The sequence below is a fragment of the Kocuria subflava genome, from assembly GCF_012163155.1.
Classification (GTDB): Bacteria; Actinomycetota; Actinomycetes; order Actinomycetales; family Micrococcaceae; genus Kocuria; species Kocuria subflava.
In genome coordinates, this window is record NZ_JAAVUN010000015.1 from 52,655 (window position 1) to 78,264 (window position 25,610).

Here is a 25,610-nt window from a genome sequence, read left to right on the forward strand (position 1 = left end):
AGATCACTTCTCGACGACGGCGAGGACGTCGCGAGCCGGCAGCACCAGGTACTCCTGACCGCCGTACTTGACCTCGGTTCCGCCGTACTTGGAGAAGATCACGACGTCGCCTTCCTTGACGTCCATGGGAAGGCGGTTGCCGGACTCGTCGAAACGGCCGGGGCCAACAGCCAGGACCTTGCCCTCCTGGGGCTTCTCCTTGGCGGTGTCCGGGATGACCAGACCGGAAGCGGTGGTCTGCTCGGCCTCAACGACCTGGACAACAATGCGGTCTTCGAGCGGCTTGATGGAGATCGACACGATGTCTCCTTTTCTTGGACTCGAGTGTGAGTCCCAGTTGAGTTTTTGTGCTTGTCATGTCCCATCCACACAAGCTGCTGCTCCCCGGGCAAGGCAGCCACCGAACCAGGTTCGACGGCGATGCCGCGGGGATCTTGACGTGGATGTTGACCTGCGGGGGTGCCAATCGTCGTCGCGGTGCCGATCGGCCCGAATCCCATTAGCACCCTCCCAGGGAGAGTGCCAACGCTCACTGTAAGAGGCCCCTAGCAGTCGGTCAAGGCGAGTGCCAGGGGGGTAGCTGTGAGCGGAATCCTGAAGCGGGAGGATCCATCCACATGACCAAGACACCAGAATTAGCGAACATATGTATGTCTTAATTTGTCTCACATGCGATCTGACTCATCAACTTAGGCTAGCCTTCCCTATGTCATCGCGCGCACCACATCCACCGGTTGTGTCCGTGAACGCCACCTTTCACCTGGCCTTCACGTGCGTCTCAACCGGTTCACGCAGAAGGGATCTCCATGCTCTCCCCACGCACCCGCTGGGTGGCTCTCTCCGGTGCTCTGGCTCTGGCCCTGTCCGCTTGCGGCGCCACCTCAGACGGCAACCAGGAATCCAACGGTGAGACCACCACCGTTGAAGTTGAGGACAACCACGGCACCCAGTCCGTGGAGGTTCCGCCCGCAACCGTGGTGGCCACGGACAACCGCGTTTTCGAAACGCTGGACACATGGAATGTTGAGCTGGCTGCCGCCCCCAAGCCGATCATGCCGGACACCGTTTCCTACACGAAGAACGCAGACGTCATTGATCTGGGCAACCACCGCGAACCCGATCTGGAAGCCGTGGTGGCGGCCGACCCTGACTTGATCATCAACGGCCAGCGCTTTGCCGACTATTACGACGACTTCCAGCAGCTGACCCCGGACGCCACCCTGGTGGAGCTGGATCCCCGTGACGGCGAGCCCTTTGATGAGGAACTGAAGCGTCAGACCTCCACCTTGGGCGAAATCTTTGACAATGAAGATGAGGCCGACCAGATCAACCAGGATCTGGATGACGCCATTGAACGCGTCAAGAACGCCTACCAGGAGGGTGAGACGGTCATGGCCGTCAACGTCTCAGGTGGCGAAATCGGCTACATCGCACCCGGTGTGGGCCGGACCCTGGGCCCGGTCTTCGAGATTCTGGGGTTGACCCCCGCTCTGGAGATCGAAGGCGCCAGTGACGACCACCAGGGTGATGACATCTCCGTGGAAGCCATTGCCGATGCCAACCCGGACTGGATCCTGGTGATGGACCGGGATGCCGCAGTCAGCGCGGATGAGGTCTACACGCCTGCCGAACAGGTGATCCAGGGCTCCGAGGCCTTGAGCAACGTCTCCGCCGTCCAGGAGGGCAACGTGGTCTACATGCCCAGCGACACCTACACCAACGAGGGCATCCAGACCTACACCGAGTTCTTCAACGCCCTGGCCGATGCCATGGAGAACAAGAGCTGATTCACCCATGACACCACCACGAGCAGCAGTTTCCACCACGGCAACCCGCCCCGAGCATCGATTCAAGGGGAGGTTGTTCGACTGGAAGCTGCTGCTCGGCGTTGTGGGTGTGGCAGGACTTCTGATGCTGTCCCTCACCACTGGCGTCTACGACGTCTTCGGCGCAGGGGACGGCGGTCAGATGTTCGCCATCACCCGCATCCCCCGGACCATCGCGTTGGTCTTGGCAGGTGCAGCCATGGCCATGTCCGGTCTGGTCATGCAGTTGCTGACCCAGAACCGGTTTGTGGAACCCACCACCACGGGGACCACCGAGTGGGCCGGACTGGGCCTGCTGACGGTCATGATCATTTTCCCCACCGCCTCCATCATCGGTCGGATGACCGGGGCCGTGATCGCAGCCTTCATCGGCACCATGGTGTTTTTCCTATTCCTGCGCCGAGTCTCCCTGCGGTCCTCCCTGATCGTGCCGATCGTCGGCATCATGCTGGGAGCCGTGGTGGGCTCGATCTCCACGTTCATCGCCTTGCAGACGGACACCCTGCAGAACCTGGGGGTGTGGTTTGCAGGCTCCTTCACCTCCGTGCTGCGTGGCCAGTACGAGTTGCTGTGGATCGTGGCCCTGATTGCAGTGGCCGTGTTCTTGGTGGCGGATCGGCTCACCGTGGCGGGTCTGGGTGAGGACGTCGCCACCAACGTGGGGCTGAACTACAACCGGATCATGTTGCTGGGCACCGGATTGATTGCCGTGGCCACAGGGGTGGTGACGGTCGTCGTCGGGAATCTGCCGTTCCTGGGGCTGATCGTGCCGAACATCGTGTCCATGTTCCGAGGGGACGATCTGCGCTCCAACCTGCCGTGGGTGTGCCTGCTCGGCATTGCGATCGTGACTGTCTGCGACTTGATCGCGAGGACCATCATCATGCCGTTCGAGGTCCCGGTCTCCGTGATCCTGGGAATCGTGGGGGCCGTGGTGTTCATCTTCCTGCTGCTGCGTCAGAGGCGTCGTGCTTAGGCCGGGGGCAGTGATGCAGAAGAAGATCAGACGACCCGGCACGGCACTCAGAACACCCCGGGTGACGCAGGTGCGCCACGGCGCCAGCGCCTTCCCCACGTCCGCCGCCAAGCGCCGGTACTTCACCATCCTGTTGGTGATGGTGGTGGCCTCGGCGGCCTTCGGCTTCGGGCTGCTGGCCTGGAACAACCCCGCACCGTACGGCAGCTCCGGATTCTGGCGGATCGCGGAGATGCGGACCACCAACGTGATCATCATGGCTGTGGTGGCCTTCTGCCAGGCCATGGCCACAGTCAGCTTCCAGACCGTCACCAACAACCGGATCATCACCCCGTCCATCATGGGTTTTGAGTCCCTCTACGTGGCCATCCAGACCTCCACGGTGTACCTGCTGGGGGCCGCCGGGCTGATTGCCTTCAGCGGAACTCCCCAGTTCTTGTTCCAGATCAGCGTGATGGTGACCTTCGCGTTGCTGCTCTACGGCTGGTTGCTCTCCGGGAAGTACGGCAACATGCAGGTGATGTTGCTGGTGGGCATCATCATCGGCGGCGGGCTGGGCTCCGTGTCCACGTTCATGCAGCGCCTGCTCTCCCCCAGCGAGTTCGATCTGCTCTCCGCCCGGCTCTTTGGCTCCGTGACCAATGCAGAGGCCGGTTACCTGCCGATCGCCATCCCCCTGTGCCTGGTGGCCGGGGCGGCCCTGTGGTTCAACGCCCGGCGCCTGAACCTGGTGTCCCTGGGCCGGGATTCCACCGTCAATCTGGGCCTGAACCACCGGTTTGAAACCATCAAGGTGCTGTTTCTGGTCTCCATCCTGATGGCCATCTCCACCGCTTTGGTGGGTCCCATGACTTTCCTGGGCTTCCTGGTGGCCACATTGGCCTACCAGTTCGCCGACACCTACGACCACCGATTCGTGTTCCCCATGGCCTTCTTCACCGGCTTTGTGGTGCTCACCGGCGCCTACTTTGTGATGAACCACGTGTTCTACGCCCAAGGTGTGGTGGGCATCATCATCGAGTTAGTGGGCGGATCGGTCTTCCTGTACGTCATCCTGCGAAAGGGACGCTTGTGATCACCCTGACGGACGTTGCCAAGAGCTACAACAGTGAGGTTTCGATCGGCCCGGTCAACCTCCAACTTCCCGCCGGAGGCATCACGGCCTTGGTGGGACCCAACGGTGCCGGGAAGTCCACGCTGCTGACCATGATCGGCCGGCTGCTGGGCGTGGACCGCGGTGCGATTGAAGTGGGTGGGCTGGATGTGTCCACCACCAAGTCCAAGGACCTGGCCAAGATCGTCTCCATCCTGCGCCAGGAGAACCACTACGTGACCCGGTTGACCGTGCGCCAGTTGGTGGGATTCGGCCGCTTCCCCTACTCCAAGGGTCGCCTGACGCTGCTGGACGAGGAGATCATCTCCCGCTACATCGACTTCCTGGACCTGGGCGGGTTGGAGGACCGGTACCTGGACCAGCTCTCCGGCGGTCAGCGCCAGCGCGCCTACGTGGCCATGGTGCTGTGCCAGGAAACGGATTACGTGCTCCTGGACGAGCCTCTGAACAACCTGGACATGCGCCACTCCGTGCAGATGATGCAACACCTTCACCAAGCGGCCAGGGAATTGGGGCGCACCATCATCATCGTGCTGCACGACATCAACTTTGCCTGCCACTACGCGGACCGCATCTGTGCGGTCAAGGACGGTCAAATAGCCGAGTTCGGAACCCCGGAGGAGATCATGTCTGATGATCTGCTCAGCCGGGTGTTTGAGACCCCGGTCCAGTGCATCAACGGTCCGCGCGGTCGGTTGGCCTGCTTCTACTGAACCCGTCTCTCAGGCCCGTTCCCGGGCAGGTAGCGTGGTCCAGGTGAGACCCCACCTCCCCTCCGACAACCACGACGACGCAACCCCCTTGGCGCAACTGCTCACCCCTGAGGGCATGCACCTTGTGGATTCCCTGGGTCCCTATAGCGAGGACCAGGTGCTCGCCGTGTCCACCCGGCTGCGGGCAGAGGGGTTTGCCCCCGAGGTTGTCTCCGAGGCACTCACCCAGTCCCGCCTGCGAACAGCCGGTGCCGAAAAATTCGGCGAATTCGCCTCCCGCATGTTGTTCACCCAAACCGGGTTGGAGCAGGCCACACGTATGCAGGTTTCCGCCTTGCACGCCCAGCGGTTTGTGGATGCGGACATCACGTCTGTGGCAGATCTGGGGTGTGGAATCGGTGCCGATTCCATGGCGCTGGCGGGCCTGGGCCTGAGCGTAGTGGCGGTGGAGCGAGACCACACCACCGCTGCGGTGGCCACCGTCAACCTGATGCCCTTCCCCAACGCCCAGGTGGTGGCCGGCGATGCGCAAGCCATCGATTGGGACTCCGTCCCCGGAGGCCGCCCCCACTCCCTGTGGTTGGATCCGGCGCGGCGTACGGATGACCGCCCGCGTTCGGCTTCCTCACAGCGCATTTTTGATCCTGAAGCATTCTCCCCGCCGCTGTCCTTTGTCCAGGAGTTGGCTGCCACCGGCATTCCCATGGGCGTGAAAATGGGCCCCGGCATGCCGCACTCAGCCATCCCGGCCGATTGTGAAGCCCAGTGGGTTTCGCATCGCGGGGACGTGGTGGAAGTGGTGCTGTGGTTCAACGCCCTGGCACGGCCCGGTGTCCGCCGCGCCGCCTTGGTCCTTCACGACGACGCCACCCGGCAGGAGCTCACGTCCGCCACCGAGTTCCCGGATCTGGCTGAAGAGCCTGACCACGTGGACTCGCCGCCCACATCAGAGGATCACGGTGCCCCCGAGGCAGATGGTCACGGTCACTTTCCTCAGGTGATTCCGGGCTGCGTGCTGTGGGAACCACATGGTGCCGTGATTCGCGCGGGGTTGGTGCAAGAAGTTGGTCAGCGGTTGGGCGCACGGCTGATCCATCCACGGATCGCCTACCTGGTGGGGCCAGCCGGTGGTGAGCTGGTGAGCGGAACGGGGGGTACGGCGTCGTCGTGGGGATTTGCGCGCGGGTACAGGATCCGGGAGGTGCTGCCGCACACGGTCAAGGTGCTGAAGACCTGGGTGAAGGCCAACCGTGTGGGCACGTTGGAGATCAAGAAGCGTGGCACGGACGTGACCCCGGAGCAGTTGCGCAAGCAGCTCAAGCCGTCAGGGCCCAACCGAGCCACCCTGATTGTCACGCGGATGGCCACCCCCGAAGGCGAGCGCCGTGTGGTCCTGGTGGCAGACCCCCTCCCCTCCTCCCATTCCGCCGAGTAGGCCTTTTGATCGCTGCTGAGCGCTCAGGGGCGATCAAAAGGCCTACTCGGCGGGGAGAGGGAGGGGGTGAGGGGTGAGGTCAGCCGGCGTCCTGGATCCTGGCGACCACGTCCTCATGGTTGCCGGGCTCGCTGGGCGGGACCGGGAGGTCTGCTTGGAGCTGGGCGTAACGCATCTGCAGTGCCACCACACGGGTTGCAGCTTCATCCAGGCGCTCCTGCGCAATGGCACCTGACTCCACGGCTTGAACGATGTCTGCGTGAGCGGCAGGCGCATTCGCGGGCATCAACAACATGTCGGCACCTGCCTGCAGAGCGGCACCGGCCGGGGTGCTCACGCCGGTGTCCACGGGCAGCCCATCCCCCACAATTCCGGAGAGGGCTCCCATGTCCAAGGCGTCCGTGACCACCACACCATCAAAACCCAAGTCCTGACGCAGCGCCTGATAGGCAGCAGGCTCCAGTGTTGCCGGCACGTCCGGATTCCACTCCTCCACCGCTATGTGGCCCATCATCACGGTGGGCACCCCGGCATCCACGGCAGCCTGGAACGGCACCCAATCCGTGGTGGAAAGTTCCTCCACTGACATCTCTTGCAGCGGCAGCCCCACGTGGGAATCGGTGGTCACTCCTCCGTGTCCGGGGAAGTGTTTGGCAGAGGACACCACGCCGGCGTTGTTGTGCCCTTCCACGGAGGCCACCACATGATCGGAAACCTGGGCGGCCTCAGTGCCGAAGGCCCGGTCACGGATCACGGCGTCACCAGGCGTGGTGATGTCTGCGGTGGGCGCGTTGTTCATGGTGAAACCCAGCCCCGCCAGTTCAGATGCCAGTCCCTCGGCCGCCTCCTGGGTCAACTCCGGGTCATCGGCGGCACCGATCTCTGAGGTCAGCGGCCACTCGGTGAGCGGCGAGCCCAGGCGGGTGACCGTGCCGCCCTCCTGGTCGACGGAGATGATCCCCGGCCAGTCCTGCCCGTCATGCGAACGGGACAGTGCGGTCTGGAACTCCTGGATCTGCCCGGACATGGCCTGCACATCAACGCCTTGAGCCCCACCCAGCGGAGTGTCCTCCTGAGTCTGCCCGGAGCCCTGCTCGGTGGGGACGTTACGGCCCATCACAATCACCCCGCCCAGGTGCAGGTCCTGGATCTGACCGACCTCAACGTCCACTGCGGCTTGATCGGCGCCGTCATAGGTGGCCACCAGGACTTGACCGGCTTTCTCCTCCACAGTCATGGCGGCCACCGCGGATTCGGCTGCCTCCCACGTGGCTTCATCCACGGCCCACGGTCCCGACGCCGGCCCTCGACTGTCCGCACCCGCCGCAGTTGCGGCAGGGTCAGCTGACGCAGAGTCAGTGGGTGAAGATGTGGCGGGCGGCGGCGTCGTTGAGGACGTGCTGCCACCGTCTGACGTACAGGCAGGGAGGACCAGCAGCAGGCCCGCCAAGGTCAGGGATGAGGCCAGGCGCAGGTGGGGAATCAAGTTACGGCGCATGTCCCCCAGGGTAAGGGCCCGGCAAGTTATCGGGAGCACACTGCCTAAACTAGAGTGAGCTGTCCTGGCTGCCCTTGCTGGCAACCACTTCCTGTCGGCCCACACGCCAGCGAGGTCCCGTGCACATCGAGTTCGAGCACTCCTCTCAATCCACCATCGGGTTGGAATGGGAGGTTGCACTGGTTGACACCGAATCCGGGGCTTTGGTTCCCCGCGGTCAAGAGGTCATGAAGGCAGTGCACGCCGCCTTGCCGGAGCGTGCGGAGGAAAGCACGGCCAGTCCCACGCTGACCGGGGAATTCCTGGAGAACACGGTGGAGATGGTCACCGGCGTGTGTTCCACGGTGGCTGAGGCCACCGGTCAGTTGGGCCAGTTGTTGGAGGACATCCGCCAGGTTGCAACCCCCCGGAATCTGGCGGTGTACGCGGCCGGTACGCACCCGTTCTCCCGTTGGCAGGATCAGTCCGTGGTGGACAAGGACCGCTACTTCACCGTGGTGGACCGCGCTCAGTACTGGGGCCGCCAAATGGTCATTTACGGGATGCACGTGCACGTGGGGGTGAACTCGCAGGAGAAGGCGTTGCCGGTGCAGGACCGGTTGCTGGCCCATTACCCCCACCTGTTGGCGCTGTCCGCCAACTCCCCCTACTGGAACGGCCAGGACACCGGTTACGCCTCCCACCGCTCCCAGATCTTCCAGCAGCTTCCGACCGCGGGCCTGCCGTACGCGTTTGCTGACTGGTCCGAGTACCAGCAGCATCTCAGCGATCTCCTGGACACCGGCGTGATCGATGACATCAGTGAATCCCGCCTGGATGTACGCCCCGTGCCCCGCTACGGCACCATCGAGATGCGCTTCTGCGACTCCCCCTCCAGCCTGAGGGACATCGGCGCGATTGCCGCACTCACCCAGTGCCTGGTAGAGGAGACCTCCCGGATCCTGGATGACGGCGGAACTGTGGAACAGATGCGCCCCTGGCTGGTCAAGGAGAACAAGTGGCGGGCTGCGCGCTACGGGTTGGATGCGGTCATCATCAAGGACAACTCCTTGGAGGAGCCGCTGGTCACGGATCATCTGCGCCAGATCGTGGACCGGCTCATGCCCATTGCCCGCGACCTGGATTGCGCAGAGGAGCTGGGTTGGGTCAACCACATCATCGATCACGGTGCCGGATACCAGCGCCAGCGCGCGGTTGCCGAGCGCGCTGACGGTGATCTGAAGGCGGCCGCTCTGGATGTGGTCCGTCAGGTCCAGGAGGGCTGACCTCGCGGACGCTCTCCCGCCTTAGCCCGCTCGAACGGTGATTTGTCCCGCCCATCAGGCGTGACGGGCGGGACAAATCACTACTCAATGGTGCCGGACAGCCACCGTACGTCAGGCAGCCACCCCCGCCCTCATCCGGTGGGAGGACGACGGCGCCCCCTCACCCGAGCGGTCATCCCCCTGCTCGGATGCTGCTGAGAGGCACTGCTGGTAGGCAGGCACCGTGAGGAACGCCGGGAACTCGTCGGCCAAGGCGGAGGCCACGAACAGGTCTCTGGCGGTGTCGAACCGGTCACCCGCACTGCGCGGCAGCTCAGCAAACACCTCGTCCACCAGCTGCTGCACCCAATCGCGCGTGACCTGGCGGGTTGCGGCGTCGTCGTTGTCAGGGGTGGACGGGGAAGCTGAGGTGACCCGCGCGTGGACTCCGGCGTCGATCCACTGCCAGATCTGCGAGCGCGAGATCTCCGCGGTGGCGGCATCCTCCATGAGGCCGTGGATGGCGGCAGCCCCGGAGCCGCGCAGCCAGGACTCCATGTAGCGGATGCCGACGTCAATGTTCAGGCGCAGTCCAGCCTCCGTCACCTCCCCTTCCGTGGCGCCCACGTTGAGCAGTGCTGCGGCATTCGGAACAACATCCGGGCGCTTCTGGGTGCGGATCTGGTGGGGGCAGGTTCCCAGGACCTGGTTGAAGGCTTCCATGGCCACGGGAACCAGGTCCGGATGTGCCACCCAGGACCCGTCAAAGCCGTCGTTGGCCTCACGCAGTTTGTCTGCGTACACCTTCTCCAGGGCCGCCTTGTTGGCTTTGGGGTCGCGCCGGTTGGGGATCTGGGCGGCCATGCCTCCCATGGCGGCAGCACCGCGCCGATGGCAGGCACGCACCAGCTGATCCGTGTAGGCGCGCATCATGGGGGCGGTCATGGTCACCTGGGCGCGGTCCGGCAACACGAACTCGGGCCCGCGGTCACGGAACATCTTGATGATGGAGAAGATGTAGTCCCACCGCCCGGCGTTCAAGCCGGCGGCGTGTTCGCGCAGTTCGTAGAGGATTTCCTCCATCTGGAAGGCCGCGGTGATGGTTTCCATGAGCACGGTGGCCCGGATGGTTCCGCGGCGCAGGCCCACGTAGTCCTGGGCGACGCAGAAGACGTCGTTCCACCAGCGCGCTTCCCGGTAGTGCTCCAGCTTGGGCAGGTAGAAGTAGGGCCCCCGGCTGCGTTTGAGCAACTCACGGGCGTTGTGGAAGAAGTACAGGCCGAAGTCCATGAGCGCCCCGGAGATGGGTTGGCCATCCACCAACAGGTGGTCCTCGATCAGGTGCAGCCCGCGTGGTCGCACATTGATGGTGGGCACCCGATCCTGGGGCTCGGGGTCCAGGCGGTAGCGTTTGCCGGCCTCCGTGGTGAAGTCGATGTCCCGGCGGATGGCGTCAAACAGGTTGACCTGCCCGGCAATCACGTTCTCCCAGGCGGGGGTGGAGGAATCCTCAAAATCCGCCATCCAGCCCATGGCCCCGGAGTTCAGGGCGTTGACCGTCATCTTGCGGTCCACGGGCCCGGTGATCTCCACCTGCCGGTAATTCAACCCTTGGGCCAGGGGCGCCACTTGCCAGGAGTCGTCCTCCCGGATGGCGCGGGTCTCCTCCGGGTAGTCCGGGGTCCAGCCCTGGGAGATCTTGGCCTTGACCTGTTCCCGGGCTTTCATCAATTCCCGACGACGCGGCTCGAACTTTCGGTGCAGATGCGCCAGGAATGCCAGGGCATCCAGGCTTAGGACTTGGCGTTGACCGCTGACGTGATGCCCACGCAGGGTGATGCCGTTGACGGTGATTTCACTGGTGTTGGTGAACATGGTGTGCTCCTGGATGGTGTGTGCGGGGTGGTCCTGGTCCGGACGGAATGTCCGGACCAGGCCTGAGGTGCAGCGTGGGGTGGGTCTGCGGTTCAGTGGAACTGGCCGGCTTCCGTGGAACCGGCCAGGGCCAGCGTGGAGCCCTCTGGGTTCAAGGCCGTGGCAATGGCGTCGAAGTAGCCGGTGCCCACTTCCCGTTGGTGCTTGGTGGCGGTGTACCCGTTGGCCTCGTCAGCGAACTCACGTTCCTGCAACTCCACGTAGGCGGACATCTGACGATCCTTGTAACCACGCGCCAAATCGAACATCGAGTGGTTCAGCGCGTGGAACCCGGCCAGGGTGATGAACTGGAACGTGAAGCCCATGGCACCGAGTTCACGCTGGAACTTGGCGATGGTGGCGTCATCCAGATTCTGGCGCCAGTTGAACGACGGCGAGCAGTTGTAGGCCAACATCTGATCCGGGAACTCGGCCTTGACCGATTCCGCGAAGTGCCGGGCCAGCTCCAGGTCCGGGGTGCCGGTTTCCATCCAGATCAGATCCGCGTACGGCGCGTAGGCCTTGGCACGGGCGATGCACGGTTCCACGCCGTTGCGCACCTTGTAGAAGCCTTCCGGGGTGCGCTCGCCGGTCAAGAACTCCCGATCACGCTCGTCAATGTCGGAGGTGATCAGGGTGGCTGCCTCGGCATCCGTACGGGCCACGATCACAGAGGGCACATCCGCCACGTCGGCCGCCAGACGGGCCGCGTTGAGGGTGCGCACGTGCTGAGCGGTGGGGATCAGCACCTTGCCACCCAGGTGACCACACTTCTTCTCGGAGGCCAGTTGGTCCTCCCAGTGCACCCCGGCAGCACCTGCACCGATCATGGACTTCATCAGCTCGTAGGCATTCAGCGGACCACCGAATCCGGCTTCCGCATCTGCCACGATCGGCACCATCCAGTCCTCAACCGTGTGGATGCCTTCAGCGTGTTCGATCTGGTCGGCGCGCATCAGGGCGTTGTTGATCCGGCGCACCACCTGCGGCACGGAGTTGGCCGGGTAGAGAGACTGGTCCGGGTAGGTGTGACCGGAAAGGTTGGCATCGGCGGCCACCTGCCAGCCGGAGAGGTAGATGGCACGCAACCCGGCCTTGACCTGCTGCACGGCCTGGTTGCCGGTCAGAGCGCCCAGCGCGTTGGTGAATTCACCGTTGCGGTGTTCGGTGCTCAGCTGTTCCCACAGCTTTTCAGCACCGCGACGGGCCAGGGTCTGCTCCTCCTGCACTCGCCCTCGCAGTTTCACGACGTCGGAGGCCGAGTAGCTGCGTTCGATGTTCTGCCACCGCGGGTTGTTCTCCCAGTCGTGCTGGATGTGTTCGGCGGAGGCGGGAGTGCGCTGCTGTTCCATGATCTTGCTCCTGATGTGTGATCCGGTGGGTGCCCGGTGAGGCCGGCCAACCGGGGAACGGTTGTCTGCCTTGCTGGGCTTGGCACCACTCTGACCGGCACGGACAGCGCTCACGAGGGGGTTGGGGCAGAAAGATCAGGTGGTGATGACGGCACGGGAAGAAGTGCATGAATTGCCGGTCTTTCTGATCATTGGTGCTTCACGAGCACTTGGTTAATCAAAACTGAAGAATCTTGACACCGCCACGTGGACACCCCGCATGCCGCATGCCATAGTCCTGGCATGTTGATCCCCCCGCCACTGCCGCCGGACGCGTGGGACGCCGTCGTTCTGGGGCGCCGCCTACGGCACCTGCGCGCGCAGAAGAACCTGACCCTGGACGCACTGGCTGAGCGGGTGGGTGTGACCGCATCTCACCTGTCCCTGGTGGAGAACGGGCGCCGGGAACCCAAACTCCGTCTGCTGGCCGAACTGGCAGGCGCCTTGGGCACCACCCTGGATGACCTTCTGGCCGCGGAGGCTCCCTCACGGCGGGCAGCCCTGGAGATCGCGGTGGAAAAAGCCCAACGCTCACCCCATTACGCATCCCTGCAGCTGCCGCCCGTCAAGATCACCACCCGCACACCCACGGAGGTGTTGGAGGTGATTGCGGGGCTGCACCAGGAACTGCGGCGTCGTATGGAGGAACAGGCCGCCACGCCGGAGGAGGCACGGAGGGCCAATGTGGAGCTGCGGGAGGAAATGAAGGCCTGCGGCAACCACTATCCGCAGATCGAGCAGGAAGCCCAACGGCTGCTGGAGGCCGTGGGACACGGGGACCGGCCGCTGAGCCACCACGCCGCCGCGGACATTGCCGAACACCTGGGCTTCACCGTGCACCTGGTCTCCGGGCTGCCGCATTCCACCAGGTCTGTGACCGATCTGAAGAACCGGCGTTTCTACCTGGCGCGCGCAGGAACGCCCGGGCATGAGCCGCGTTCCGTGTTGCTCCAGGCCATCGGCGCCTACGTGCTGAACCAGTCAGAACCGGAGGACTACTCGGATTTCCTGCGGCAGCGGGTCTACACCAACTACTTTGCGGCAGCCCTGATGATGCCGCAGAAGCAGACCGTCCGGTTCCTGAAGGCCGCCAAGGAGCGGCGGGATCTGGCCATCGAGGACCTCCGGGACGTTTTTGGTGTCTCCTACGAATCCGCCGCCCACCGGTTCACCAACCTGGCCACCGAACACATGGGCATGACCTGTCATTTCCAGAAGGTCCACGAATCCGGGATCATCCACAAGGCCTACGAAAACGACCAGGTGCTTTTTCCGGCTGACCACATCGGCGCCATTGAAGGCCAGCAGGTCTGCCGCTACTGGACCTCACGGGAGGTGTTCAACGTCAGCGACCACTTCCGGGCGTTCAACCAGTACACGGACACCCCCAACGGAACCTACTGGTGCACCGCGGTGGTGGAGGGCCACTCCTCCGGGCTGTACTCGCTGTCCATCGGGGTGCCATTCAAGGAGGCCAAGTGGTTCCGCGGCAAGGACACGCAATCCCGTTCGGTCTCCCGGTGCCCGGATCCCACGTGCTGCCGTCTGCCCTCACCCGATCTGGAAGCCGCCTGGGGTGGTAACGCCCGCCCCGCGGCTCGGGCCAACGCGCACCTGCTGGCGGCCATGCCCTCCGGTGCTTTCCCCGGTGTGGATGAGGTGGAGGTCTTCAGGTTCCTGCAGGCCCAGTCCGGGCTCACCTGATCAGGATGCCTTGCGCGCCTTGTCCGACCCACATGGATCAGCCGACGGTTTGTTGTCCGTGTCCCGATGCTCCGTCGCGAGCGGACCCGATGACTTGCTCTGCTGCAACCGTGGACTGAAGGGCACAGTCCGTTTCAGAGACGTCACTCCGTTACGGGTGGTCACGCTGAATCTCTCAGCCATGAGCATCTCCTTCCGTGGCCTTCGAGTCTAACTTGTCCTGAACCAGGTTGGCCGCGCAGGCAGCAAGGCCTGCAAAGATGACCAGCGCGTTGGCATCATTGCGATCCAGGGAGCCAGTTTCCGGCACGTCGAATGTCAACATCCCGAACACCTGGTCTTCGACAACCACGGGGCAGGACACGAACGCCCGGTATCCCGAGGCCGTTCCCTCCCAATACTCCGGACGTTGAACCGGATCTTCGACATCGCTGCAGATCAACGGCTGCCCACTTTCCAAGAACTCCATGACAGCACGCCAACGTGCGGTACCTCTTTCGAACGGACGAGGCTGCCCCAAACGACCGCTCGACACCACGGCTTCCAGTCCCAGGTCTGCGTCGAGTTTGTAGAGCACGGCCCGACCTCCCACATGGCGCGTGGCCAACATGCCGAGAAGATTTCGGACGATCAGTTCGTTGATGACCGTCAGCTGCGACCGGCGTTCGGACTCCGACTGCGCCATGACCGCTCCAAGACGGTTGACCACCTCACTGACGCTTTCTCCGAGCCTGTCAACCAGCCCCTCCTGGGAACGCATCCGCTCCTGGTGCGAGGCCTCGATGCGTTCTTGGCGTTGCCTGGACTCCCGGGCTTCGCGCCGGCTTCGGATTTCCAACAGGACCACGCAACTGGCTCCAACCAAGAACACTGTGATCGCCAGGAAGACTGACACCGACGGTGGCCACAGTCTTTCCGCCCGGCCAATCCAAAATGTTCCCACGGGAGCCAGAACCGTACCCGCGGCGCGCAAGAGCCACGCAGGCAGGCGCGCCCACCAGGGCGCCGGCCCGTCATTCGCTGTGGAAACGTGTGTGCTGGTCACTTCGTCAAGTTAGAACAGTGCACCGACACCACAACCACCGGCGGTGTTCCCTGGTCACGGCACACTCACCGCGGTCACCGGCAGTCCCGGATCCGCAGTGAACTCCAACGACGACGCCCCCACCCCCCGGGACACCAACCGTGCCCCCAGGGCTGCCACCATGGCGCCATTGTCCGTGCACAGGGACAACGGCGGCACCACCAGGCGGATGCCGTGGGCGGCACAACGTTCGGCCAACAGCTCACGCAACCGCGAATTGGCCGCCACACCGCCACCCAGCAGCAAGGTGGTGATGTTGTTCTCCGTGGCCGCCAGCACGGCCTTGCGGGTGATCACGTCCACCACGGATTCCTGGAAGGATGCTGCAATCTCAGCCACCGGGACGGTCTCCCCCGCAGCCTCGTAGGCTTCCACCACCCGCGCCACGGCCGTCTTGAGTCCGGAGAAGGAGAAGTCATAGCGGTGCTTGCCGGGTGATTCAACGGTCCCCATGTACTTGGCGTTGGACAGCCCCCTGGGGAATTTGAACGCCGCGGGGTCACCACCCCGGGCAGCATGGTCGATGGCAGGACCTCCCGGGTAGCTCAGCTCCAGCAGACGGGCCACTTTGTCATAGGCCTCGCCCGCGGCGTCATCAATGGTGGCTCCCAGCAGTTGAACATCATCCGCCAGGTCACCCACACGCAAGATTTCTGTGTGTCCGCCGGAGACCAGGACGGCACCGAGTCCGGGCACAAGGTCGCCGTCGTCGGTGATCAATTCCGCCGCCACGTCCGAGCCGTCACGCTCCAACAGCCCCACGGACACGTGCGCCACCAGGTGGTTGATGGCGTAAAGCGGCTTGCCGGTGGCCAGTGCAAGCGCCTTGGCCGCCGAGACCCCCACCATCAATGCACCTGCCAGCCCGGGACCTGCCGTGACGGCGATGGCATCCACCTCCTCCAAGGTGACACCTGCGGTCTCCAGTGCTTGCTGGAGGGTGGGCACAAAGGCCTCCAGGTGAGCCCGGGAGGCAATCTCCGGAATGACTCCACCAAAGCGGACGTGCTCATCCATGGAAGAGGAGACGGTGTTGGCAAGCAGTGTGCGGCCCCGGACAATTCCCACACCGGTTTCATCGCAGGAGGTCTCGATCCCCAGCACCAAAGGGTTGGTCACGTCCGGGATCTGAGGTTTCATCTGAGTCATTCTGCGTTGTCCTGGTTGACGGTGCCGTTCATGTGGCTGGTCAGGTCAGTAGTGGATGGTTCTTCACGGGGGGCAAGTTCGGCACGCATGATCAACGCGTCCGCACCACCTGGGTAATAGCCGCGCCGCACGGTGATCTCTGTGTAGCCAAAGCGCCGGTAGAGCCCCTGCGCCCGCTGGTTGTCCGTGCGGACCTCCAGCAGGATTTCGCGAGCGCCCCGGCTGAGAGCCTCGGTGTGCAGTTGTGTCAACAAAGCTTTGCCCAGCCCACGGCCCTCCCAGTGGGGAGCCACTGCAATGTTCTGCACGTCCGCGGTGTCCGCCACCACCATCACTCCGGCATAGCCGATCACCTGGCCGTCAGCCTCTGCCACCCAATAGGCGCGGGTGGGGTGGGTGATTTCGGCCAGGATCATCTCCAGTGACCACGCGTCTTCCGGGAAAAGCTGCTGTTCCAGGGATTCGATGGCCGCCACACGGTGCACCGTGGCCGGGCGCAACTGCCAGTCGAGCTGGCCCACCCCGGCCGTCATGCCGTGGCTTTCTTGCGCGGCCCCGGAACCTTGGCATCCGACTCCCGCAGATACAGCGGGCTGGTCTTTGTGCTTAACTCGCCACCTGAGTTCACGACGCCGGCCGCAGCCAGTCCCAGCGAAGCCGCATTGGGCTGCCACTCGGTCGGTGCATTCTCCTGGACGGCTCCCGGAACGGGCATCAGGACGGCCTGCGGCAGATCCTGGGCGTAGAGCCCCGCACCACGACCATAGGCAGGCAGGTCCGGAAGCTCAGCCGCAGGCCCCACCGAAGGGCCGCTGACCAGGACAGCATGTATGGCCTCCCCTCCATCACGTTCTGTGCGGTACACGGCGGAATACACCTCACGGCGTCGGGCATCCGTGGCCACCACAAACTCAGTCGGGCGTTCGGAGTCAGGGAGCGCGGCGACGTCGTTGGCCACTGCATCCAAGCTGCACATGCCATGCACGGGAAGGCCCCACGCAAAACCCAAAGTCCGGGCAGTGGCAAGCCCTGCCCGCAGACCGGTGAAGGGTCCAGGACCGGTGCCCACCAGCACTCCGTTGAGCTCCTGCGCCGTCACCCAGGCCTCCGCCATGACCTGTTCAACGGCGGGTGTCAGCACCTCAGCATGTGATCGAGTGTCCTGGGTTTCCCAGCGGGCCAGGATCTGGGGTTGCTGCTCAGTCGTGTCAACGACGGCGACTGACGCAGCAGCAGAGGAGTCCAAACACAGCAGAAGCACCCGCCCAGTCTAGATGGTGGCCAACAGGCTAGGCTTCCCGCGACACCACCCTGGTCCTGACAAGCAGACGTCTGGCCGGTCCCAGTTGAAGGAGCACAACCCCATGCACCAGTACATCTTTGTGAACCTGCCCGTGGAAGACGTGGAACGCTCCCGGAAGTTCTTCACGCAGCTTGGCTACACGATCAACGAGGACTTCTCTGATGACAAGGCCATCAGCGTGGTCCTGGGCCAGAACATGTTTGCCATGCTGCTGCACAAGGACTTTTTCGCCTCGTTCCACCAGAACAACGTCTCCCTGGGCGGCACTGCCACGGAGGTCTTGGTGGCACTGGACGCCGGATCCCGCGAAGAGGTCGACTCCCTTGTGGATGCCGCCCTGGAGGCAGGTGCCACCGCGGTCAACTCCATTGATCACGGCACCATGTACGGACGCAGCTTTGCCGATATGGACGGTCACATCTGGGAATTGACCTGGATGGACATGGAGGCCCATCGCTCAGCGCAGGACTGACCCACCCCACGCGTCCTGCAGGTGCGAATCACGGACCCCCAATGATCACCATGGCGAACATCACCGCCGGCACCAGCAGGATGCCCACAAGAGCCGAGGCCACGGCCCAGCCCGTCAAGCCCTTGCGCCCGGCCAGTACCGCGCCCACGATTCCCAGCCCCGCCGGGAAGAACAACATGACAAAGGGTTTGGGTTCAGCGGGGCCGGTCCAGTCCAGCAAGTACAAGGTGGCTGCCACCGCCAAGACCATGCAGATCCAGGTGCCGTACGGCCGCGTCCGCGCCGTGCTGGGTTGCACTTGTGGCGTGCTCATCGGGTGGATACGCAGTAGGTGTAAGTGAAGTAGGTGCTCACCGCAGCCGCCACAATGCGCTCACGGAATCCCATGCGGTAGGCGTTGGCACGGATGTCATTGATCAGCGCCTGATCACACGAGCAAGCAAAATATCCCCGCGTCCCGTAGCACTCATCATGGGTCCGGCACAGCGAATCCAGAACGTCCACCGGCTCACCGCCGCCGTGCCCGGGTCCGCACCAGTTGCCCCACACCGGCAAGGAGAACTGTGCTGTGGCCATTGGTCCCGACGACGCCGGGTCCACCGCGGAGGTCAAGGAACCAGGACCAGTGGTGGGAGACGTGGCCTGGGCAAAGGTCATCTGATTGACCACTGCACCAATTTCCAGGGTTTCGGGTGAGGCCCCGGCAGCCACCGCGGCGTGGACGTCAAAGTAGACGGATCCGGACTGGCTGTGCCGCATGAACTCGCCAGCATCCTGAACCTGCTGATCCAAGGCAGCCGAGGCATTGGATGAGGCAGCGGCCTGGGTGGGCAGCCCGCGTGCAAATCCACCCTTGCCCCCGGCACCAACTGCCGCCGCGCCCGCATGTGCAGGGCCGCCACGCACTGCGTCCGTTTGTATCGGCGCTGCCTGCCCAGGAGCGGCCAAGACCGTCCAGCTCAGAAACAAGCTCATGATCATGGCCAGGCCCCACCGCGTGACGGCGGCCGGGCGCCACCGTGTGGTGGTCCGATCTGAGATGTGGTGCTGGGTCATGGTTTCTCCGATACACCCGTGGCCAGTCCTGTGACCAGCGCAGATGTTCAGACCTTATCGACTCAGGCAGGTCCTGTCAGCGCAATCACGGAAACAAGTCCCACAAACAGCACCAGTCCCAGACCAGCGGAGGTCCAAGCCAGCCGCCACTTCTTGTCCAACAGGGCGAACAACGCGCCCAGAACGCCAAAGGCCAGAGGTGCCACGTAGAACCAGGCAGGCCACGGGTTCTCTGGATCCCGCCAGTCCGGCACCAGGAACACGATCAGCACAGCCATGATCATGCAGGCGTAGACCTCCCACGGCTTGCGGTTGGGATCCCGAGGTGGACGCCGACTGGGCGGGAACAGGCCTGGCCGAACCTCCTCCGCCGCGCCCTGCGTGCCGGTGGCGCGCTCCGGGGAGGTGGACATGGCACGTTGACGGGCATCCTGAACACTGTTGCCGGAACCCCGCCCAGTCTGTTCGCGCATCTGCTGCTGCTTCTCCCGCTGCTGGGAGGACATCTTTCGCCCGCGTCTGGCGTTCTTGTTGCGTTTGTTGGACACCGGTGTTCGGGTTCCCTTCTCAGATCAGGTCCGTGGGCTGCTGGCCGCTCCAGCGTGGGCCGAATGCGCGGATGGTCAGGGTGCGGGGCTCGTCCTCACCGGTCTCCGTCTCCGCCTCAAGATCTGCCAGCACTGAGGCCAGGTTGGGGGCGCCGTCGTTGTCCCGGGCACCCACGGCCCGGTCAATGGTGATCTCCAGGCGGGAATCCGCCAAGTGCTCAACTTTGCCTCGCCCCCACTCCACCACGGTCACGGAGGTGGGCAGAGTCTGTTCCAGGTCGATGTCATCCACCTCAGTTGCCGTGGCCAGGCGGTAGGCGTCCACGTGAACCAACATGGGACCACCGGGATTCGGACCCTGCGGGTCATTGGGGTGCTGGCGGGCCAGGACGAACGTGGGAGAGATGATCCCCTCCCGCACGCCCAGACCTGCACCCAGGCCTTGGGTGAACGTGGTCTTGCCCGCCCCCAGTTCACCGGTGAGGATCATCAGATCCCCGGCACGCAGATGCCCGGCCAGGTCCTTGGCCACCTTCTGGGTGGCTTCCGCTGATGCGGGTTCAAGGGTGAGGGCCCAAGCGGGGTCGCCTTCGGGTTGGTAGTGCGAAATGCCGACGGAATCCACGTACTCGCGGGGCACGCGGGGGGAGATGCGGGTGACGATCTCGTAGTCGATGGTCTGAGCAGCCTGGGACCACTCGCGCACGGACGGATTCGCCCCCGCCCCGAACAGGACGGCCTCAGCCCCCAGAGGGTTACGGTCAGGATCGGAGGCCAGTCCTGGTTCTCCCAGGTCAACCACCATCTGATCCATGGCCACCCGGCCCACTTCCGCATAACTGACGCCGTGGATGCGCACCGGCCCACCGGTGCCGATCCGGGGGACGCCATCGGCATAACCCAGCGGAATCAGTGCCAACGTGGTGGGCTGTTCCGTGCGGTAGTTGAAACCGTAGGACACACCTTGCCCGGCCGGGACTTCCTTGACGTTGTTGACCGTGGTGCGCAGTGTCATGGCCGGGATCAGCCCCAGTTCCTCGGCGGTGCGCTCTGCAAACGGAGAGATGCCGTAGATCCCGATGCCCACCCGCACCATGTCGCACAGCATGGAGGTGGGGTCTGCCATGTCCTGGGCGTCAAAGGTCCCGGGGGTGTTGGCGGCGTGCAGGATCGAGGGCGTCAGACCGGCCTCCCGCGCCACCTGCACGGCTCGCTGGAAGGCATCCAGTTGTTCCTGGTTCTCCGGGGCCTGGGGGTCATCGGCGGCACCCAGGTGGGTCATGATTCCCACGACGTCGATCGCCCCACGTTGCTGAGCCGATGCTGCTGCGCGAACAGCCGCCGGCCACCCGGCCAAGGTGTAGCCGTTGCGGCCCAACCCGGTGTCCACTTTCAGATGCACCTGGGCCGTGGCACCCATGTCCTGGGCAACCCGTGCGATCTCCTCCAACTCCCACCCGGAAACACCCAAGGCCACCTGATACTCAATGGCAGCCGAAAAGTCGGTGTTGACCGTGTGCAGCCAGGCCAGCAGCGGTGCCTTGATTCCGGCCTCCCGCAGCTCCAAAGCCTCGGTCACGTGGGCCACGCCCAGCATGTCTGCCCCGCCCTGGAGGGCCGCCTGCGCCACAGGTACCGCCCCGTGACCGTAGGCATCGGCCTTGACCACGGCCATCAACGCGGCGGGGGCGGCCAGTTTCTTGAGGTGGCGCACGTTGTGCCGGATGGCAGCCAGATCCACCACGGCGGAACGCTCCGGGCGGCGGACGCGGGACACGGGGGTCGAGGGCTCAGAAGTCACGCCCTCCATTGTGGCACTGGAGCGCTCATGCACTTGGTGCTGGACCGCCCGCCCCACAGGAGAACTTTGGGCATGGAAAAACGCATGGACCGACTATCTGGGCGCATTTTGCCGTGCTGAAAGTTTGAGACGGTGGTTCCGCGTACCGTGGGGCCGTGATCACTGCCCCGGACCAGCGTACCCGGCCTTTAGACATTGCCCTGCTGAGTCTGCACACCTCCCCCATGATGCAACCGGGGCAAGGGGATGCCGGAGGGATGAACGTGTATGTGCGCCACCTGGCGGATTCGTTGACGGACCTGGGTCACCGCGTGGATCTGATTACGGTGTGGCGAGCCTCCGAGCATCCGGACGAATTGGTCCCGGAAGCTGAGGCCCAGTGGTCACAGATTCGCCCCGGCCTGCGCCTGCTGGAGGTGGTGCTGCCGCAGACCGTCCGTGCCACCAAGGAACAGATGGCTCAGTATCTGGAGGCCATCACCCAAACGATCCGTGAAACCTACGCATCCACTGCGGGGTCAGCACCTGATGTGGTGCACGGCCACTACTGGCTCTCCGCCGTTGTGGCGCTGGAACTGGCCCAAGCGTGGCAGGTGCCTGCGGTCAACACGTTCCACACCACTGCGTTGGCCAAGAATCAGCGCGCCGGGTCGGGGGAAACAGCTGAGCCTGTGGCCCGGGTGGATGGGGAGTCAACGGCGATCCGGGACGGCTCGGCTGTCATCACCAACACCACCTCAGAAGCTCACGACCTCCAACGCCTCTACGGGGCCTCACCCTCCACAGTTCACGTGATCCCGCCCGGTGTGGACATCAGCATTTTCCACCCCGACGACGACGCAGCACACGCCTCTGAATCCCCCACAGGAGAACGAGCATTCGTGATTGGTTTTGCAGGCAGATTGCAAGCCCTGAAGGGTCCCCAGGTACTGGTGGAGGCTCTGGGTCTGATCCGCTCGGAACACCCGGACACTGCTGTGCAGGCCTGGATCGCGGGAGTGGGCGCGCCGGAGTTCACGGCTGACCTGAGAGCTCAGATCGCGGATGCAGGCCTGACTGACTCAGTGGAACTGATGGGTTCCATTCCTGTCACGGAGTTGGCAGCACGGTTCAGGTCATCGGACGTGGTGGTGGTGCCGTCGTCGTCGGAAACGTTCGGGTTGGTGGCGCTGGAGGCCCAGGCCTGCGGGACCCCTGTGGTGGCCACGGACGTGGACGGGCTGCAGTACGCCGTGGAGGACGGGGTGACCGGGTGGTTGCTTCCCGACCGTTCCCCACGGACCTGGGCCCAGGCTCTGGTGGAGATCGCCGCAGATCCGTTGGAACGTCAGCGGCGAGCAGTGGCGGCGGCCAGCCGGGCACAGAAGTTTTCCTGGGAGGCCACTGCCGGCGCTCACGTCAACCTGTACCACGGTGTGGGAGCAGGTGGGTTCTAGAGTTGGGGCGTGACCTCAACTTTCGGAGCTCAGATCCCGCCATCCACGGCCGAGCTGATGACCCATCTGGACACCACGCGCATCACGGGGGACGTGGCGACCCCGCGGGAAGCCAACTTGCGCAACATTCAGGATTTCCTGGCCTCCTCCGAACACCAGTACATGGGAATCACTCCTGGGCCTGAGGACACATGGGATGCGGTGTTCTCCCTGATGGTGGCAAAGGTGGGGATCAATGCGGATCCCACGTACACGCAAGGCCAGGACACCATCAGTGCGCAACTGTGCGTGGATGCTCTGGATCGGTACGCGCAGATCTATGGGGAGGTTGTGCGGCAACGTGGTCGGATCTTGTTCGCCACCGCGCATCCTGCTGCCATGCCTGCCGTCTACACCCCCATGGCCGCCGTGGCCCGGGCACATGGGGCGGAGGTTCTGACCATCGCCGGTGGTATTCCCTGGGACACCGGGGATGTCCGTGCGGTGGGAGACGTGGTCATGGTGGAGCAGTACGGCGGTTTGCGGCACACCCACCGCCCGGAACCCATGGACCTGGTCTTGGATCAGCTGGAAGCTGCGCACCAAGCGCATGGCAGCGCACCGTTGCCTGATCTGGTGGTGACCGATCACGGCATGGCAGGGGCTGCCGGCACCCGCGGCTACCGGGTGATTGCGGTGGGTGACTGCAATGATCCGGCGGTGTTCGTGGGTCAGGCCCAGGGTGTGATTGACGTGGTGGTTCCCCTGGATGACAACGTTCCCCCACAGGCCTACGAGCCCATGACCCAGTTCATCCTGGCCAGGGCCGGTCTGTGACCGGCGCCGAACCTTCACCGGACTCGCTCATCAGCACCTGGAGCACGAGTCTGGTGAGGGTTCGGCCCAACCTGCTCAGTCGGTGGACTCCGTGGCCTTGGCCCAGATGTTCACCCCGGCATCCACGGCCAGCTCATTGATCTGCTCCAGCTCAGCTTGGGAGAACTCCAGGCTCTGCACCGCCTCCACGCTGTTGACGATCTGCGAGGCCTTGGATGCTCCCACCAGTGCGGACGTCACCTGACCGCCGTCCTGCTCCCGCAAGGTCCAGGCAATGGCCATCTGAGCCAGCGACTGTCCACGGGACTCGGCGATCTTGTTCAGTTCGCGGATGTGTTCAATGTTCTGCTCCGTGAGCCACTCCGGGTTCAAGGACTTGGAGGCCGCCGCGCGGGAGTCCTCCGGCACACCGTCCAGGTACTTGTCCGTGAGCATCCCCTGAGCCAGCGGGGTGAACACAATGGACCCCATGCCCTGATCCGTCAGGGTCTGCACCAGATTCCTGCCGTGGGCGGGCCCCATGGAGTTCGACGACGGCTTTTCAATCCACCTGTTCAGCATGGAATAGGACGGCTGGTGGATCACCAGTGGGGTGCCGAGTCCGCGCATGATCTGCTGCGCCCGGGCGGTCAGGTCAGCGCTGTAGGAGGAGATGCCCACGTAGCTTGCCCGTCCGGAGCGGACAATGTGGTCCAAGGCCCGCATGGTCTCTTCCAACGGGGTCTCCGGGTCCGGACGGTGGTGGTAGAAGATGTCCACACGGTCCAGCCCCATGCGTTCCAAGGACTGGTCCAGGGAGTCCACCAAGTATTTCCGCGATCCGCCAAAGCCATAGGGGCCGGGCCACATGTCCCATCCCGCTTTGGAGGAAATCACCAGCTCCTGGCGCAGGCCCGCAAAGTCCTCCCGCAGGATCCGGCCAAAGTTCAGTTCTGCCGATCCGTTGGGCGGACCGTAGTTGTTGGCCAAGTCAAAGTGGGTCACACCCAGGTCAAAGGCCTTGCGCAGGATCTCCTTCTGGGTCTGCAGCGGGGCGTCGTCCCCAAAGTTGTGCCACAGGCCCAGGGAGATCACCGGCAGCTTCAGCCCGGAGTCCCCCAGGTTTCGGTACGGCATCCGCTCGTAGCGGTCTTCAGCCGGAGTCCAACGAGTGCTCTCTCCATAAATCAACATGCCTCCATTTCACACCCCACCGGAAGGCTTCGCCACTGTGGACACCAACTCCAGCCACCGTCATACTTTTGGTATGAGCTTGACTACCATCAAAGTCACAGTGGAGTTACGGGACGCCCTCAAGGCCCAAGCGGGTCACCACAATCGGAACATCGGTGAGCATCTGAGGCACCTGCTGGAGGCAGAGGCCCGCCGGGATCGTTTCCGTCAAGTCCAGGAAGCCATGACCAAAGTCCCCCCGGACGAGGAATACATCCGTGAATTGCGCGAATGGACCAGCGACGCATGGACCTGACTCCGGGAGAGATCTACTGGGCACGCCCTGACCCAACAGTGGGTCGTGAACAGGCTGGCAGGCGCCCGGTACTAGTGGTTTCCGGTCGTCCATATCTGGCAACCGTCCACACGTTGTGCTTGGCGGTTCCCATCACCACCACCGACCGGGGCTGGCCCAACCATGTTCTCCTCAAGGGTGACACTGGGCTGCAAGGCCTTAGTTTCGCCATGACCGAGCAGATTCGCACCATCTCACGAGACAGACTGGCCAAGCACCTGGGATTGGTGAACCCTGATTCGCTGGCCGCCGTCCGCCGGTGGATCACAGATTTCCTCGAAGACTGATCAGCCACAGCCACCACAGCCGATGGCCCCGCCATCTGTACCGGGATCCCGAGTCAAAACTGGCTCTTCTCGAACGAGGGTGTAGTCCGTTGAGCGCGTCGCTGTCCGTGTAGGAGTCGAGGTCTCCCTGAAGATGGAAGTTCCTACACTGCCCATCCGGAAGACCTCGACATGTCCCACCCTACTTTTGATGCGCCCTGCCTGACCACGTTCTGCCGCCTCGACGAGCTCGGTCTCCAAGCCGTCGTGGGCTGACCCCGTTTTTTAGGTCCGGTGGTTCTGGGAGTCGTCCTGTCGCCCGTGGTTGCGGGCAGGGAGACTGGTCAGATCATGTCG

The 25,610-nt window shown here is 64.0% G+C and carries 25 protein-coding genes; 12 read left to right on the top strand and 13 right to left on the bottom strand.

Going from position 1 to position 25,610, the window contains the following annotated elements; genetic code table 11:
• Positions 1–3: 3 nt before the first annotated feature.
• Positions 4–300, bottom strand: coding sequence for a co-chaperone GroES (gene groES / locus GTW58_RS08780; RefSeq protein ID WP_047689510.1), 297 nt, complete (start codon positions 298–300; stop codon positions 4–6).
• A gap of 506 nt (positions 301–806) precedes the next feature.
• Here groES and GTW58_RS08785 point away from each other — a divergent pair.
• Genes GTW58_RS08785 through GTW58_RS08805 form a run of 5 tightly spaced genes read left to right on the top strand, consistent with a single transcriptional unit; the run spans position 807 to position 6,064 of the window.
• The gene (locus tag GTW58_RS08785) at positions 807–1,787 is read left to right on the top strand and encodes a siderophore ABC transporter substrate-binding protein (protein WP_119932988.1); all 981 of its coding nucleotides are present in this window, start codon (positions 807–809) and stop codon (positions 1,785–1,787) included.
• Between the two features lie 7 nt (positions 1,788–1,794).
• Positions 1,795–2,802 carry an ABC transporter permease gene (locus GTW58_RS08790; RefSeq protein ID WP_119932989.1) on the top strand — a complete coding sequence of 336 codons (1,008 nt, stop codon included), beginning with the start codon at positions 1,795–1,797 and terminating at the stop codon, positions 2,800–2,802.
• A gap of 13 nt (positions 2,803–2,815) precedes the next feature.
• Positions 2,816–3,877 carry an iron chelate uptake ABC transporter family permease subunit gene (locus tag GTW58_RS08795; RefSeq protein WP_047689519.1) on the top strand — a complete coding sequence of 354 codons (1,062 nt, stop codon included), beginning with the start codon at positions 2,816–2,818 and terminating at the stop codon, positions 3,875–3,877.
• Entirely contained in the window at positions 3,874–4,629 is a 756-nt protein-coding gene (locus GTW58_RS08800) for an iron ABC transporter ATP-binding protein (protein ID WP_047689521.1), read from the top strand. The genes GTW58_RS08795 and GTW58_RS08800 overlap by 4 nt, the downstream gene beginning before the upstream one ends.
• A 43-nt stretch (positions 4,630–4,672) precedes the next feature.
• The gene (locus GTW58_RS08805) at positions 4,673–6,064 is read left to right on the top strand and encodes a THUMP-like domain-containing protein (protein WP_370448274.1); all 1,392 of its coding nucleotides are present in this window, start codon (positions 4,673–4,675) and stop codon (positions 6,062–6,064) included.
• Positions 6,065–6,143: 79 nt separating this feature from the next.
• On the opposite strand, the gene GTW58_RS08810 is transcribed toward GTW58_RS08805, so the two are convergent.
• Positions 6,144–7,562: a glycoside hydrolase family 3 protein gene (locus GTW58_RS08810; RefSeq protein ID WP_119932990.1), complete on the bottom strand. Its 1,419-nt coding sequence runs from the start codon at positions 7,560–7,562 to the stop codon at positions 6,144–6,146.
• A 119-nt stretch (positions 7,563–7,681) separates the two neighbouring features.
• On the opposite strand from GTW58_RS08810, the gene GTW58_RS08815 reads away from it, so the two are divergent.
• Positions 7,682–8,827 carry a glutamate--cysteine ligase gene (locus tag GTW58_RS08815; protein ID WP_047692346.1) on the top strand — a complete coding sequence of 382 codons (1,146 nt, stop codon included), beginning with the start codon at positions 7,682–7,684 and terminating at the stop codon, positions 8,825–8,827.
• Positions 8,828–8,938: 111 nt separating this feature from the next.
• Here GTW58_RS08815 and aceB read toward each other — a convergent pair whose 3' ends face one another.
• Positions 8,939–10,681 carry a malate synthase A gene (gene aceB / locus GTW58_RS08820; RefSeq protein WP_052209866.1) on the bottom strand — a complete coding sequence of 581 codons (1,743 nt, stop codon included), beginning with the start codon at positions 10,679–10,681 and terminating at the stop codon, positions 8,939–8,941.
• Between the two features lie 92 nt (positions 10,682–10,773).
• The gene (gene aceA / locus GTW58_RS08825; protein ID WP_119932991.1) at positions 10,774–12,072 is read right to left on the bottom strand and encodes an isocitrate lyase; all 1,299 of its coding nucleotides are present in this window, start codon (positions 12,070–12,072) and stop codon (positions 10,774–10,776) included.
• Between the two features lie 282 nt (positions 12,073–12,354).
• Here aceA and GTW58_RS08830 point away from each other — a divergent pair, with 282 nt between their 5' ends.
• Positions 12,355–13,815, top strand: a complete 1,461-nt coding sequence (locus tag GTW58_RS08830) for a helix-turn-helix transcriptional regulator (protein WP_119932992.1) — start codon at positions 12,355–12,357, stop codon at positions 13,813–13,815.
• 175 nt (positions 13,816–13,990) lie between these two features.
• Here GTW58_RS08830 and GTW58_RS08835 read toward each other — a convergent pair whose 3' ends face one another.
• The 4 genes from GTW58_RS08835 to tsaB all read right to left on the bottom strand — a co-directional run bounded on the left by GTW58_RS08835 (position 13,991) and on the right by tsaB (position 17,309).
• Positions 13,991–14,575 carry a GAF domain-containing protein gene (locus GTW58_RS08835; RefSeq protein WP_157980491.1) on the bottom strand — a complete coding sequence of 195 codons (585 nt, stop codon included), beginning with the start codon at positions 14,573–14,575 and terminating at the stop codon, positions 13,991–13,993.
• A gap of 339 nt (positions 14,576–14,914) precedes the next feature.
• The gene (gene tsaD, locus GTW58_RS08840; protein WP_119933013.1) at positions 14,915–16,039 is read right to left on the bottom strand and encodes a tRNA (adenosine(37)-N6)-threonylcarbamoyltransferase complex transferase subunit TsaD; all 1,125 of its coding nucleotides are present in this window, start codon (positions 16,037–16,039) and stop codon (positions 14,915–14,917) included.
• A gap of 5 nt (positions 16,040–16,044) precedes the next feature.
• Positions 16,045–16,581: a ribosomal protein S18-alanine N-acetyltransferase gene (gene rimI / locus GTW58_RS08845; protein ID WP_119932994.1), complete on the bottom strand. Its 537-nt coding sequence runs from the start codon at positions 16,579–16,581 to the stop codon at positions 16,045–16,047.
• Positions 16,578–17,309 carry a tRNA (adenosine(37)-N6)-threonylcarbamoyltransferase complex dimerization subunit type 1 TsaB gene (tsaB, locus tag GTW58_RS08850; RefSeq protein ID WP_119932995.1) on the bottom strand — a complete coding sequence of 244 codons (732 nt, stop codon included), beginning with the start codon at positions 17,307–17,309 and terminating at the stop codon, positions 16,578–16,580. The genes rimI and tsaB overlap by 4 nt, the downstream gene beginning before the upstream one ends.
• A 103-nt stretch (positions 17,310–17,412) precedes the next feature.
• On the opposite strand from tsaB, the gene GTW58_RS08855 reads away from it, so the two are divergent.
• A complete protein-coding gene (locus GTW58_RS08855) occupies positions 17,413–17,823 on the top strand; it encodes a VOC family protein (RefSeq protein WP_119932996.1) in 411 nt (136 codons plus the stop codon).
• A gap of 28 nt (positions 17,824–17,851) precedes the next feature.
• Here the strand turns inward: GTW58_RS08855 and GTW58_RS08860 are convergent, their stop codons facing one another.
• From GTW58_RS08860 to alr, 4 genes are all read right to left on the bottom strand, one after another.
• A complete protein-coding gene (locus tag GTW58_RS08860; RefSeq protein WP_157980492.1) occupies positions 17,852–18,136 on the bottom strand; it encodes a hypothetical protein in 285 nt (94 codons plus the stop codon).
• On the bottom strand, positions 18,133–18,879 hold the full coding sequence (locus GTW58_RS08865; RefSeq protein WP_119932998.1) for a phospholipase A2 family protein: 747 nt from the start codon (positions 18,877–18,879) through the stop codon (positions 18,133–18,135). The genes GTW58_RS08860 and GTW58_RS08865 overlap by 4 nt, the downstream gene beginning before the upstream one ends.
• A gap of 62 nt (positions 18,880–18,941) precedes the next feature.
• Positions 18,942–19,427 (bottom strand): hypothetical protein, encoded by a 486-nt coding sequence (locus tag GTW58_RS08870; protein WP_119932999.1) that lies wholly within the window; start codon positions 19,425–19,427, stop codon positions 18,942–18,944.
• 19 nt (positions 19,428–19,446) lie between these two features.
• Complete coding sequence (gene alr / locus GTW58_RS08875; protein ID WP_119933000.1) at positions 19,447–21,237, bottom strand: alanine racemase; 1,791 nt, start codon at positions 21,235–21,237, stop codon at positions 19,447–19,449.
• A 146-nt stretch (positions 21,238–21,383) separates the two neighbouring features.
• Here alr and GTW58_RS08880 point away from each other — a divergent pair, with 146 nt between their 5' ends.
• Together GTW58_RS08880 and GTW58_RS08885 are read left to right on the top strand one after the other, a co-directional pair.
• Positions 21,384–22,664 (top strand): glycosyltransferase, encoded by a 1,281-nt coding sequence (locus GTW58_RS08880; protein WP_119933001.1) that lies wholly within the window; start codon positions 21,384–21,386, stop codon positions 22,662–22,664.
• 9 nt (positions 22,665–22,673) lie between these two features.
• A complete protein-coding gene (locus GTW58_RS08885; RefSeq protein ID WP_342453302.1) occupies positions 22,674–23,480 on the top strand; it encodes a phosphatase in 807 nt (268 codons plus the stop codon).
• 75 nt (positions 23,481–23,555) lie between these two features.
• Here the strand turns inward: GTW58_RS08885 and mgrA are convergent, their stop codons facing one another.
• The gene (mgrA, locus tag GTW58_RS08890) at positions 23,556–24,653 is read right to left on the bottom strand and encodes an L-glyceraldehyde 3-phosphate reductase (protein ID WP_119933002.1); all 1,098 of its coding nucleotides are present in this window, start codon (positions 24,651–24,653) and stop codon (positions 23,556–23,558) included.
• A 73-nt stretch (positions 24,654–24,726) separates the two neighbouring features.
• Here mgrA and GTW58_RS08895 point away from each other — a divergent pair, with 73 nt between their 5' ends.
• Both GTW58_RS08895 and GTW58_RS08900 read left to right on the top strand, forming a co-directional pair.
• Complete coding sequence (locus tag GTW58_RS08895; RefSeq protein WP_052209606.1) at positions 24,727–24,948, top strand: hypothetical protein; 222 nt, start codon at positions 24,727–24,729, stop codon at positions 24,946–24,948.
• Positions 24,939–25,274, top strand: coding sequence for a type II toxin-antitoxin system PemK/MazF family toxin (locus GTW58_RS08900; RefSeq protein WP_119933003.1), 336 nt, complete (start codon positions 24,939–24,941; stop codon positions 25,272–25,274). Before GTW58_RS08895 ends, GTW58_RS08900 begins: the two co-directional genes overlap by 10 nt.
• Positions 25,275–25,610 lie beyond the last annotated feature (336 nt).